The organism is Clostridium aceticum, from assembly GCF_001042715.1.
In the GTDB taxonomy this organism is placed as follows: domain Bacteria; phylum Bacillota; class Clostridia; order Peptostreptococcales; family Natronincolaceae; genus Andreesenella; species Andreesenella acetica.
Genome location: NZ_CP009687.1, coordinates 483,448 through 495,577 on the forward strand (window position 1 = coordinate 483,448; position 12,130 = coordinate 495,577).

Annotated in this window: 12 protein-coding genes; 9 read left to right on the forward strand and 3 right to left on the reverse strand. The window is 36.4% G+C overall.

What is annotated here, in order from left to right:
• The first annotated feature begins 146 nt into the window (after positions 1-146).
• Together pcrA and ligA are read left to right on the forward strand one after the other, a co-directional pair.
• A complete protein-coding gene (pcrA, locus tag CACET_RS02225; protein WP_044823161.1) occupies positions 147-2,330 on the forward strand; it encodes a DNA helicase PcrA in 2,184 nt (727 codons plus the stop codon).
• 25 nt (positions 2,331-2,355) lie between these two features.
• Positions 2,356-4,344, forward strand: a complete 1,989-nt coding sequence (gene ligA, locus CACET_RS02230; RefSeq protein WP_044823160.1) for an NAD-dependent DNA ligase LigA — start codon at positions 2,356-2,358, stop codon at positions 4,342-4,344.
• 252 nt (positions 4,345-4,596) lie between these two features.
• Here the strand turns inward: ligA and CACET_RS02235 are convergent, their stop codons facing one another.
• Positions 4,597-4,776: a hypothetical protein gene (locus CACET_RS02235; protein ID WP_044823159.1), complete on the reverse strand. Its 180-nt coding sequence runs from the start codon at positions 4,774-4,776 to the stop codon at positions 4,597-4,599.
• A 165-nt stretch (positions 4,777-4,941) separates the two neighbouring features.
• Between CACET_RS02235 and CACET_RS02240 the strand changes: the two genes are divergently transcribed.
• Entirely contained in the window at positions 4,942-5,622 is a 681-nt protein-coding gene (locus CACET_RS02240) for a TIGR01906 family membrane protein (protein WP_044823158.1), read from the forward strand.
• A gap of 102 nt (positions 5,623-5,724) precedes the next feature.
• Here CACET_RS02240 and CACET_RS02245 read toward each other — a convergent pair whose 3' ends face one another.
• Complete coding sequence (locus CACET_RS02245) at positions 5,725-6,126, reverse strand: rubrerythrin family protein (RefSeq protein ID WP_052661211.1); 402 nt, start codon at positions 6,124-6,126, stop codon at positions 5,725-5,727.
• A 252-nt stretch (positions 6,127-6,378) separates the two neighbouring features.
• Here CACET_RS02245 and CACET_RS02250 point away from each other — a divergent pair, with 252 nt between their 5' ends.
• The 4 genes from CACET_RS02250 (at position 6,379) to CACET_RS02265 (ending at position 10,044) form a co-directional block, all read left to right on the forward strand.
• Positions 6,379-6,594, forward strand: a complete 216-nt coding sequence (locus tag CACET_RS02250) for a FeoA family protein (RefSeq protein WP_044823157.1) — start codon at positions 6,379-6,381, stop codon at positions 6,592-6,594.
• Positions 6,595-8,361 carry a ferrous iron transporter B gene (locus CACET_RS02255; protein ID WP_048407517.1) on the forward strand — a complete coding sequence of 589 codons (1,767 nt, stop codon included), beginning with the start codon at positions 6,595-6,597 and terminating at the stop codon, positions 8,359-8,361.
• A gap of 131 nt (positions 8,362-8,492) precedes the next feature.
• Positions 8,493-9,128, forward strand: a complete 636-nt coding sequence (locus CACET_RS02260; RefSeq protein ID WP_044823155.1) for an SAM-dependent methyltransferase — start codon at positions 8,493-8,495, stop codon at positions 9,126-9,128.
• A complete protein-coding gene (locus tag CACET_RS02265) occupies positions 9,064-10,044 on the forward strand; it encodes a lysylphosphatidylglycerol synthase transmembrane domain-containing protein (RefSeq protein WP_044823154.1) in 981 nt (326 codons plus the stop codon). The genes CACET_RS02260 and CACET_RS02265 overlap by 65 nt, the downstream gene beginning before the upstream one ends.
• Positions 10,045-10,151: 107 nt before the next feature.
• Here CACET_RS02265 and CACET_RS20075 read toward each other — a convergent pair whose 3' ends face one another.
• Entirely contained in the window at positions 10,152-10,304 is a 153-nt protein-coding gene (locus CACET_RS20075) for a hydroxymyristoyl-ACP dehydratase (RefSeq protein ID WP_144414700.1), read from the reverse strand.
• 98 nt (positions 10,305-10,402) lie between these two features.
• Between CACET_RS20075 and CACET_RS02270 the strand changes: the two genes are divergently transcribed.
• Both CACET_RS02270 and CACET_RS02275 read left to right on the forward strand, forming a co-directional pair.
• Positions 10,403-10,987, forward strand: a complete 585-nt coding sequence (locus tag CACET_RS02270; protein ID WP_044823153.1) for a DUF4433 domain-containing protein — start codon at positions 10,403-10,405, stop codon at positions 10,985-10,987.
• Positions 10,988-11,040: 53 nt separating this feature from the next.
• Positions 11,041-12,024 (forward strand): AIR synthase family protein, encoded by a 984-nt coding sequence (locus tag CACET_RS02275; RefSeq protein WP_044823152.1) that lies wholly within the window; start codon positions 11,041-11,043, stop codon positions 12,022-12,024.
• The last annotated feature ends 106 nt before the right edge of the window (positions 12,025-12,130 follow it).

Below are 12,130 nucleotides of genomic sequence, written 5' to 3' on the forward strand. Positions count from 1 at the left end.
ACTATTGACTACTTTAAGTAGTAGCAATAGCTCTCTTCCTTTTAAATTGCCTTTGACAAAACTTAAATCCTCCTTATGTTGAATACTCCCTCTAAATAATGTTAATATAGTAGGTAGCTATAGAAAGTTTGAAGGGAGTTTTTAAAATGAATTTAAATCATTTGAATGATATGCAGCGTAAAGCTGTAGAACATACAGAAGGACCATTATTGGTACTAGCAGGAGCAGGGAGCGGAAAAACAAGGGTACTGACCCATCGTATCGCGTATCTTGTGGAGGAAAAAGGGGTATCTCCTTATAGCGTATTAGCCATAACTTTTACCAATAAAGCTGCTAGAGAGATGAAGGAAAGATTAGAAAATTTAATGGGGGACAGCTATAGGGATCTATGGGTGAGTACCTTTCATTCTGCTTGTATGCGTATTCTTAGAATGGACATTGAAAAAGTAGGTTATCAGAAAAATTTTGTGGTTTATGATACCTCCGATCAACTAACAGTGATGAAGGATTGTGTAAAAAAACTTAATCTTGATGAAAAATACTTTAACCCTAGAGCTGTACTAGGGGCTATTGGAAAGGCAAAAGACCAGCTTATAGGACCAGAAGAATTCATAAGAATACATGGCAGTGATTTTAGAGATGCTAAAATAGGTGAACTCTATAAAATGTATCAAAAAACATTGAAGAACAATAATGCTTTAGATTTTGATGATTTGATTATGAAAACAGTAGAGCTTTTTAATCAAGATTCTACTGTCCTTCATTACTATCACAATAAGTTTAAGTACATACTAGTAGATGAGTTTCAGGATACCAATATGGCTCAGTATACTTTAGTAAGTATGTTGGCAAAACAGCACAAAAACCTCTGTGTGGTAGGTGATGATGATCAATCTATCTATGGATGGAGAGGTGCAGATATTCAAAACATCTTGGGCTTTGAAAAGGATTTTCCTGGTGCTGAGGTGATTAAACTAGAAAAAAACTATCGCTCCACAAAAACTATATTGGAAGCTGCTAATAAGGTAGTAGTAAACAATGCAGGTAGAAAAGACAAAAAGCTTTGGACGGATAATGTAGAAGGAGAAATCATTCAGTACTATAGAGCCAATAATGAGTATGATGAAGCTTCTTATATAGCTGGTAGTATAGAAACTTTGAGAAAACAAGAAAATCATTTGTACTCAGACTTTGCTATTTTGTATAGAACCAATGCACAATCCCGTGTACTGGAGGAAGAGCTGATGAAGCGGGGGGTTCCTTATAAGATTTTTTCTGGTACCCGCTTCTATGATCGTAAGGAAATCAAAGACATTCTTGCTTATTTGACCATTGTAGAAAATCCAGTAGATGATGTTAGTATAAAGAGGATTATAAACGTACCTAAAAGAGGGATAGGTCTTAAAACCATAGAAAAAATTGAAGCCTATGGAGAAAGATTGGACATAAGATTTTTCGAGGCTCTGCTAGATATAGAAGAGATAGGAGAAGTCAGTGGGAAAGTACAAAAACAAATCAAGAAGTTCACCAATATGATCATAGGCATAAGAGAGAAAAAAGAAGAAATGGGCGTAACAGAAATTGTTCAAGAACTTTATGAAAAGACAGGCTATATAGATGCTCTAAAAGAAGAGGATCGTGTAGAGGCAGATAGTAGAATAGAAAACCTTAATGAGTTTTTATCTTTAACGATGGATTTCGATAAGAACGCTGAAATAAAGACTTTAGAGGAATTTCTAGCTAGAACTTCTTTAGAAAGTAATTTGGATGGTGATGATGAAGAAGAAGATGCAGTGGTATTGATGACCCTACATAGTGCTAAAGGACTAGAATTTCCAGTTGTCTTTATGCCGGGAATGGAGGAAGGTATCTTTCCCTCCTATATGTCAATGCAGGAAAAAAATGAAGAGGAAGAAAGAAGACTTTGTTATGTAGGAATTACTCGAGCTATGAAAAAGTTGTATATGAGTCATGCTATGATGCGAACCCTTTATGGCAGAACCAGTTACAACAGCTGCTCTAGATTTTTAGAGGAAATTCCTCAAGAGCTTATTACAAAGGAGAAGGTCTATAAGCGTAAAGAAGAAGTGAAAAAAATGCAGACTTCTCCACTTTTTACTGGCGGAGGATTACCTGGCATTCAAGGTAAACCAAAGTTAGATACTACTACAGTAAAGAAAAAGGTAAGGACAGGAGATAAGATAAACCATCCTACATTTGGTTTAGGGACGGTAGTGGCTGCTGGTGGTGAGATATTGACGATTGCTTTTCCAAGCGTAGGTGTCAAAAAAATTGCTACTACATTCCTTCAGTTAGATGTAGTAGAATAATCTTGGATTTTCCAGGAGGGATAAAATGGACAAATTAACTAGAATAAAACAACTGGTAGGGCAGCTAAATCAATATAACTACCAGTACTACGTGATGGATCAGCCTATTGTTAGTGATAAGGAATATGATGTTTTGTATGATGAACTGGTGGCATTGGAAAAGGAAACAAATATTTTGTTACCAGATTCACCAACCCTAAGGGTGGGTGGGGAACCTTTGAAGAACTTTGCTTCTCATCGGCATACTGCTCCCTTATGGAGTCTAGACAAAGCAAAAACAGAAGAGGAATTATTGACTTGGGATGCACGGGTAAAACGCCTGTTGGGGGAAAATCAGGTTCCCTTGGAATATGTAATAGAGCATAAGTTTGATGGCCTCACCATTAATTTGACCTACGAAGGGGGAGAACTAGTTCAAGCTGCTACCAGAGGCAACGGTGCTGTAGGAGAATCTATTCTTCCTCAAGTAAAAACCATTCGATCCTTACCCCTATCTATTGAATTTGAAGGAAAGATGGAGGTACAGGGGGAAGGATTGATGAAGCTGTCTGTACTGGAGGCGTACAATAAAAAGGCATTGGACCCCTTAAAAAATGCAAGAAATGCAGCGGCGGGGGCCTTAAGAAATCTTGACCCGAAGGTAACTGCCACAAGAAAGTTAGATGCTTTTTGCTATAATATAGGTTACTCAGAAGGAACAAGCTTTGCTACCCACATGGAGATGATTGATTTTTTAAGAAAAAATAAGTTTCCAGTAAATCAATATATAAAGCTATGCAGCAGCATAACAGAGGTAATTGCAGAAATTCAGCAGATCAAAGACAAAGCTAAAGATTTGGATTTTTTAACCGACGGTCTAGTAATTAAGATCAATGACTTGAGGGTGAGAGAACAACTAGGTTATACACAAAAATTCCCTAGATGGGCAATTGCCTTTAAATTTGAGGCTCAGGAAGTGACGACAGAGCTGCGGGATGTTTTATGGCAGGTGGGGAGGACTGGAAAACTCACGCCTTCAGCAGTGCTGGAACCAGTGGATATTGGAGGAGTTACTGTTAGTAGGGCTACCTTAAACAATTGGGAGGATATTCAGAGAAAAAAAGTGAAAAAAGGATGTAGAGTTTGGTTAAGGCGTTCCAATGATGTGATTCCAGAAATTATGGGAGCAATTGAAGAAGAGTGTGAAGGGGCAAAAGAGGTAGAAAAACCTGAATATTGTCCTGCCTGTGGCAGTGAGGTTATAGAAAAAGGAGCCCATATCTTTTGTCCTAATACGCTTTCCTGTAAACCACAGATGGTTTCTGCCATTGTCCACTATAGCAGCAGAGATGCTATGGATATTGAAGGCTTTAGTGAGAAGACAGCAGAGCAACTTTATGAAACATTGGGGATCAAGGACATTGCTGATCTGTACCAGTTAAGCTATGAAAATTTAATTTCCCTAGAAAGATTTGGAGATAAAAAAGCAAAAAACTTATTGCAGGCTATTGAGAAAAGCAAAGACTGTAGGTTAGATGCTTTTGTTTATGCTTTGGGGATTCCTAATGTAGGAAGAAAAACGGCAACTGATTTAGCCAATTATTTTAAATCATTAGAAAAAATCATGGAGGCCCAGTATGAAGAATTGATTACATTACCGGATGTTGGAGGAATTGTTGCTGCCAGCATCGTAGATTTTTTCCAAGACGAGAAAATCCTAGGTAGTATTCAAAGATTATTAGATAAAGGTCTTCATCCCAAGTACCAAGGAGAAGAAAAAGAGGAAAGTATCTTTACAGAGAAAACGGTGGTGGTTACTGGAACACTGAAAAATTACAGCAGAAAAGAAATCAAAGAGTTGTTGGAAAAACTAGGGGCCAAGATCACCAGTAGTGTCAGTAAAAATACTGACTATGTTTTAGCAGGAGAAGAAGCTGGTTCGAAACTAGATAAGGCACAGGAGATTATAAACGCTGGAGTAGAAACCAACCTAAGGATTTTAACGGAAGAAGAGTTCGAAACAATGATAAAATAAAAAATTCCCCCAGGAGATAAGACCACTGAAAAACTATAGTTTTTTGTTTGTCATTCTGAAACAAAGTTGAAGAATCTTATGTTTGCAATATAATTAAGATCCTTCACTAACGCTCAGGATGACAAAAATAACTTTTTCAGTGGTCTCCAGGAGAGATATCACTTTAGCATTAATCTCAAGATCTCTAACCTCTGTGGTTGCAAGATTTAAGGGTGGTCTTTAAGACCACCCTTTGAAAATTTTCTTATGTGACTAGCACCAGAAATATCTTCCACCGAATAAAACGATTAGTAATAGGAAGAAGAATAATAAGCTATCTCCACCTATAGATCTGAAGATACCACAGTTGCAGAAGATAATCACTAGAAGTAGGAAGAAGAACAATAGACTGCTATTACCTCCCCATAAACCACCTCTTGCAGTTTCAGCCATAATCTTTCACCTCCTTGTTGAGATAAAGAATACTTTATCTTCTGCTTTATAATATGAAGGAGGAGGAAATAGCGTGATAGAAGTTTAAAAAATATTGTTTAGCAATAGCATCGTTGTTGTATAATAAAAAAAGCAGAGGATATAGGAGAAAAGAGGTGGTTAAAGGTGATAAAAAAAGTAGGGTTATTTGTTTTTGGGCTGCTGTTATCAGTTGTTTTGCTATTAACTTCGGTGGAAATCGTAAGCTTCAACAGTAGACATTATGAAAGAGAATTTAAAAAGCATGATATTCCTGCTGTTACGGGAATGGATATGAGGAACTTACAGTATGTGATAGGAGAACTGCTGAACTACTTAAGAGATGAGCGGGAAGACTTAGATATCCTAGCTACTGTGGCAGGACAAGAACGAGAAGTTTTTGGGGAACGTGAAAAGCTTCATATGGTAGACGTAAAGGAATTATTTATTGAAGGAAGATGGATAAGAAATATTAGTGTTGTTTTATTAGGAATCTTATTAGTTATAGCTATAAAAAAGGATCCGGATTGGAAAAAAAGTTTATCTAGGATGCTTATGTTTACAGCCATAATCAATCTAGGGCTGTTAACTATTCTTGCTTTGTTCATTTATTTTGATTTTACTAAGTACTTTGATTATTTTCACTATGTTTTTTTTGACAATGATCTATGGATCTTAGATCCTCAGACAGAAATACTGATTCAAATGTTACCAGAGGAATTTTTTTATAATACAGCAGTAAGAATAGCTATAATCTATGTTTCAAGCTTAATTGCATTAGGCGTAGGAGGTTTTTGGTATAAAAAAAAGGAGTGCCTATCAAGGTAACTTTAGGCAGCCTTGTCTTTTTACTCTACATAACCAGACAAATAAAAGTTTTATTTATAGACTTTTGTTTGTCTGGTTAAATCATGTGAAGTAGACTACGACTTATTTTTTTTCTTCTAAAATTTTAGTAAGTAAAGCAGAAAGTGTTTTTTCATGCTCTAGTTCTATAGCCGCCACTTCCCCAAAGAATAAAGCAATTTCTTCAAAACCCTCTTCGCGGGCCACGCGTTCAAATTCTTTGTACATGGTGGCTCCTTCATAGTTTTCGCTTACAGCTGATAATTTTAAGTTAGAAGTCGTATCCTTGATACCTTTTAAAAATTCAAAGATTGTTTTAGCATGATCTTTCTCTTGATTGGCAATCTCCTCGAAAACCCCAGCGGTTTCTTTGTGCCCCTCCTTTAGTGCTACTTCAGAAAAATAAGTATATTTGTTTCTTGTCTGGCTTTCGCCAGCAAAGGCAGCCCAAAGATTTTTTTCTGTTTTTGTTCCCTTCAATAACAAAACCAATCCCCCCTATAAATTAGTGAATATGCTTTTCACAGCTAAGAATCAAACAAGCAATGGAATGAATATATTCTAACATAATTAAAAGAAAAAGAGAATCAAGATAGAAAACGAAGTAGAGGATTTTTTTAGCAATAGAGTTATCTTAATTTACAGAAAAGATAAAAATATGTTGCCATTTAAAGAAAAGTATGTTAAAATTTTATAAAGGATAATGAAATTTGTTATCATTTGAAGGGGGTTATTATTATGGCGTTATATCATTTACAAAAAAACAATCGTTGTATGATAGAAAAACTACCTGTGAATCACTTACTAAAATCTCTAGGAGTACGTGAGGGAATAACGGTTTCTGTAATGTCAAGACAGCCTTTAGGAGGTCCTATTGTTATTCAAATTGGCAAGAGAAGTATTGCTATAGCCAGGGATGTGGCAGAGCAGATTTTGGTGAAGGAGGTAAACTAGTTGGGTTGTCATAGTACGGAGCAAACGGATTTACATATAGGGAAAGATGAATTAAAAATCTTGCTCATGGGCAATCCCAATGTTGGTAAAAGTGTTGTTTTCTCTAAGCTAACTGGTATGGAGGTGCTGTCAGCCAATTACACCGGTACAACAGTAACCTATACCCAAGGCAAGATTCGTCATAGGGACAGAAAAGGTGTACTGATAGATGTACCAGGTACCTATTCTTTAGAAGCTACATCTGCCGCAGAAGAGGTAGCTGTTGATTTTTTGCAGGATTCCTCTGTAGATGCAGTCATCTGTGTCTTGGATGCTACTAACTTAGAGAGAAACTTGAACTTTGCGTTACAGGTGAAGGAGTACGGCTTACCCATTGTGTTTGCCTTGAATTTAATTGATGTGGCAGAACGCCAAGGAGTAAGTATTGATGTAAAAAAATTAGAAGAAGCCCTTGGGGCTCCTGTAGTACCTACTGTAGCTATTCGCAACATTGGTTTAAGAGATCTTTTAGATAAGACTTGGCAAGTAGTCAAGGATAAAGACAAGCTTACACCTTCAACGGAGTTATCAGAGGAGGAACGTTGGCAGGTAGTGGGTAGGATGATAAAAAGTACGCAGCAGGTAGAACATAGACATCCTACGTTTTTGGAAAAATTAGGAGACTTATCGCTACAGCCTTTTCCTGGCTTACCTATAGCTTTTATCGTATTGATAGCGGCTTTAGGGGTTGTTGTAGGAGGAGGTAAAGGTCTAAGAGCTGCTATTTTTTTGCCTTTGGTACATAATTGGATTGTACCTTTTTTCAGAACAGTGGTTTCCAGTTTTATAGCAGAAGGAACTTTATATAATATATTGGTAGGAGAATATGGAGTTTTTGTGAAGGGTATCGAATGGCCCTTTGCACTGATATTACCCTATGTGTTTTTGTTCTACATCGTGCTATCTTTCCTGGAGGATAGTGGATATCTTCCAAGGCTAGGGGTTTTGATAGACGCAACGCTACGACGCTTAGGAATCCATGGAAGGAATATCGTACCCTTCATCATGGGATATGGTTGTGCAGTTCCTGCTATTTTAGGTACTAGAGCTGCTACTACCTTCAAGGAAAGGCTTATTGTTTCTTCTTTAGTATCATTAGCGGTGCCATGTGCCGCCCAGACGGGAGCTTTTATAGCACTTTTGGGAGATCATTCAGCCTTGGTGCTGGTTTCAGTATATTTAATATCTTTTATGGCCATTGTGGTAGCAGGAATCATATTAGATAAAATGATTCCTGGAAAAACAGAGCCAATGCTTTTAGAAATTCCTAACATATTGATGCCAGACGGACAGAGCTTGTTCAAGAAAATTTGGATTAGAACGAGGGAATTTATGATAGAAGCCGAAGTACCTATGATGTTAGGGGTAGGCTTTGCTGCCTTGGTGGCAGAAACTGGTATGTTAAATTCTATCAGTAGTTATGTGGCACCTCTTACTAGTGGATGGCTAGGACTTCCTCAGGAAGCTACCTTAGGATTGATGCTGGGGGTTATTAGACGAGAATTGGCAGTATTGCCGCTTCTGGAGTTAAACTTAACAACCCTACAATTGCTAGTAGGAGCAGTGGTTGCTCTATTTTATATCCCTTGCTTGTCTGTACTGGGTGTATTGATCAAGGAATTTGGCGTAAAAATAGCTGTAACCATAGGGGTAGCTACCATTATGATTGCCTTCTTATTCGGAGGAATCATTAACCACGTTGGTAACTTTGTGATGGCATTACTCTAAGAAATGAAGGGGTATATTTAAAAAAATAATAGATATGCCCTTTTTAATGGATAAGTAATCTCATTTACAAACAAATCTCACAGAATGTTCATAGTTAAGATAGATTGATTACTTTAAAAGGTGGAATAAGTATGGAACTCAGACCATTTATTACGCGGGAATTAGAAAAAATTTTATCAAAGCATCCGACCACAGGGCGTATTCTTTTTCCTTACTACAGGGGTAAGGTAGCAAAAGAAATAGAAATCGTAAATATATGTAAAGAAGATAAGGTGCTGTGCATAGGTGGAGGCTCTTTTCCTTGTACAGCCTTGGAGATTGCTTTAAAAACAGGGGCTGATGTTGAAGTGGTGGATGTAGATCCTATAGCCATAGATAACTCAAGAAGAGTTATTGAAAAATATCATTTGGACAAAAAGATTAAGGTGTTTCAAGAGTCTGGGCAAGAAGTAGATCCATCAAATTTTACTGTGATACATATAGCTAGACAGGCTTGTCCTCATGAAGAAATACTAAATAATATTTTAAAAAAGGCAACTCAAGGCACAAGAATATTGGTACGGAGTCCTAGAAATAGTTTGAAGGATATTTACACATTATTGCAACGGGCCCGTTACTGTGATAAGTATAGTTGCAGGGAAGAAGAAAATACAATCATGAGAGAGACTTTACTTTATATTAAAAATCTTGGAGGGAAAAACAATGAAAAAGCTAGTCCTGTTTATAGCAGGGATACTGCTGGTGTGCATCATCCTATGGCAGGCTGATTTTTCACAAGTGTTTATAGTCCTGAAGGATTTTAGTCTTGAAAACTTGTTATTTATATGTTTATTGCAACTGATCACCATACTGCTAATTAATCTTCAATGGCATAAGATAGCCTTGAATATGGGAGAAAAAACGGCTTTGAAGGATTTAATTCATATGAATATGGTAGGAACTTTTGTAGAAAGCATTACACCCTCTGCTAAAGCAGGTGGGGAAGCTACAAAGGTATATTTGTTGAAAACCAGAATGGGATTTTCTACTGGTAAAGCAGCAGCACTGGTGGCAGTGCAAAAAACTATTAGTTTAATAGCATTTTTGTTGCTAAATATTTTATCAATGGGATGGTTTGTAGTTTCTGTAGATGTAGAGGGACTACAAGTGAAGGTTATTTTCGGTAGTTTTTTGTTTTTGACTGTTGTTTTGTTGGTACTACTGCTGTTGGTGCTATACCCTTCTAAGTTATTAAGTTTTATTAAAGGCCTCACTATAAAGAAAAAGTGGAAGGAAAAGTTTTATGATGTTTTAGAAACATTAGAAGCAACAGTTAGAGATATGCTTCAACAAAAAAAACAACTTTGCGGACAGTTTTCTTTATCGTTAATCATCTGGTTACTTTTTGCTTTTAAAGCATATTTGATTGCCAAGGGATTAAATATACAATTATCTTTTATAGGGATTGCAGTAATCACTTATTTGACCTACATGATTGGCATGCTGCCACTACTACCAGGAGGAGTAGGGACCTTTGAAGGAAGTATGGTGTTCTTTCTTCTGCCCTTGGGAGTAGCTTCCTACGAAGGTATGGCTCTTGCTTTAATTCTAAGGTTGGTTACCTTTTGGTTGGTTTTTCTTTTAAGTGCTCTTTTTTTAGGATATCAACAACTCATGAAAATACAAAATCTCTATAGTCATTAAAAAGTCAGAAAAAAACAGCAGAGAAGGTCTTCTTTGCTGTTTTTGTCATACAACTTAAAGAAACTATTTTGTTATGTTTTTAATAAATGAACAGAAAAAAGATCATACTAAATTTTATTAGATTTTTTAGTTTCATCCCCCTTTTGTTTATAATAGGCACAGCTTCTATCGCTTAACTCTGATGCTGAAGTGATATGGGTCAAGGTACATGTACCTTCATTTTCATAAACACATGAATGATTACAAAAGATTGTTATCAAAACCCCACCTCCTTATTATACTTATATTTTGGGATAAAAAAAACTTCTAATACATTGTAATTATTACTATGTAAGGAAATTTCGTAAGAGGTGATATTATGTTTTTTCATGATTATAGCAAAACAGGTGTGATTTATCACATTGCTCATATAACAGATTTAAAAAAGATTTTAAAGGATGGAATAGAGTATAATGATAAAATTACCTATGAAAGACACTACTATTCTTTTCATGACTTTATCGATCAACTTCGACCTGTCAATGTACCTTCTTGGGTTATACGAAAAAAGGCTATATTTGCTTCTATGAACTACAGAAAAGAGCCTAATTTTCATTCTCATACAGCAGTACTAGCGGTGAAGGTAGACCCTACAAGATGTTGGGTAGCCAATGAAAACAGAGCAAATCAAATCTACGAACCCTTTATTTTACAAAACGTAGATGGATTTCGTGAGGCTAAAGCTTATCTGGAAACAAAAGGGAAAGCATTAATAAAAGATTACTGGGAAACCTCTCTAAGCTTTCAAGAAAACCTTAAGGAAAGAAAAGATTTAAAGGAAAGTTATGATGCAGAAGTAATGATCTTTCACTCTATACCCCCAGAAAATATTGAAGTTTTGTATTTAGTATCAGACCACCGCACCTTAGAAATACAGGAATGGAGACGAATATTCTGTATGTAATCTGAAAAAAAACTGTGTTATAATACGATTATTAGTGAAAGAGGGGGAAAAATATGGAGGTTGGAAAGGTACCTACAGATATTTTAAAGGAAGTGATTTTTAAAAATATTCAGCATAAAAGATCTGAAGTCTTAGTACGTCCGAATATTGGAGAAGACTGTGCTGTCGTAGACTTTGGGGAAAATGTATGTGTGATGAGTACAGACCCCATTACTGGAGCGGTGAAGGATATAGGGAGTTTAAGTATACACATTTCATGCAATGATATTGCTTCTAATGGCGTAGAACCTATTGGTGTGATGATGACGATTTTGGCCCCAATAGGTACGACAAAAGAGGATTTGAGTTATGTTATGCAGGAGGCCAACAGAGCAGCAGCCTCTATCAATGTAGAAATTATAGGTGGGCATTCAGAAATTACAGATGCGGTAAATCGTATGGTAATTACCACTACTGCCATTGGAAAACAGAAAAAAGCTGCTATGGTTACTTCCAAGGGTGCCCAGGTGGGGGATCATGTTATTATGACAAAACACGCAGGTTTAGAAGGTACTGCCATCATTGCTGCCGATTTAGAAGATCAGCTTAGAAAAGCCATTCCGCAGGAAGTAATAGATAATGCTAAGGGATTTGCAAAAAAAATCAGTGTCGTCAAAGAAGGTGTATTGGCAGGGACTGTAGGGGTGAATAGTATGCACGATGTAACAGAAGGAGGAATATTAGGAGCCTTATGGGAATTGGCAGAAGCTTCTCAGGTGGGCATAGAAGTCTATGAAGATAAAATTCCTATAGCTTCTGAGACCTTGAAAATATGTGCAGAATTATCTATTGATCCTTTAAGATTAATCTCTAGTGGTGTGATGGTTATGGCGGCTTCTAAAGAAAAAGCACAAGTGCTTCTAGAAACGTTTAAAGAGCATGCTATTGAAGCTACCATGATAGGAAAAATCACAAAAGAGGAAAAAGTGATTTTAAAGGGAACTACAAAAAATCCATTGGAAGCACCTAAAACGGATGAACTATACAAAGTAATATAAATAGGCGTAGTAGCCTATTTTTTATTACAAGTTTTTATCTATTTTACATCTTTATGACAATTTAGCTGATTGATTGACGGGAAGTTTATAACAATGATATAACTAT

Bases quoted from the DNA above. Each gene is read 5' to 3' on its own strand.
- pcrA (WP_044823161.1), top strand. From the start codon at position 147: ATGAATTTAAATCATTTGAATGATATGCAGCGTAAAGCTGTAGAACAT.
- CACET_RS02265 (WP_044823154.1), top strand. From the start codon at position 9,064: ATGAAAAAGCTAGTCCTGTTTATAGCAGGGATACTGCTGGTGTGCATC.
- CACET_RS02275 (WP_044823152.1), top strand. From the start codon at position 11,041: ATGGAGGTTGGAAAGGTACCTACAGATATTTTAAAGGAAGTGATTTTT.
- CACET_RS02260 (WP_044823155.1), top strand. From the start codon at position 8,493: ATGGAACTCAGACCATTTATTACGCGGGAATTAGAAAAAATTTTATCA.
- CACET_RS02250 (WP_044823157.1), top strand. From the start codon at position 6,379: ATGGCGTTATATCATTTACAAAAAAACAATCGTTGTATGATAGAAAAA.
- CACET_RS02235 (WP_044823159.1), bottom strand. From the start codon at position 4,776: ATGGCTGAAACTGCAAGAGGTGGTTTATGGGGAGGTAATAGCAGTCTA.
- CACET_RS02270 (WP_044823153.1), top strand. From the start codon at position 10,403: ATGTTTTTTCATGATTATAGCAAAACAGGTGTGATTTATCACATTGCT.
- ligA (WP_044823160.1), top strand. From the start codon at position 2,356: ATGGACAAATTAACTAGAATAAAACAACTGGTAGGGCAGCTAAATCAA.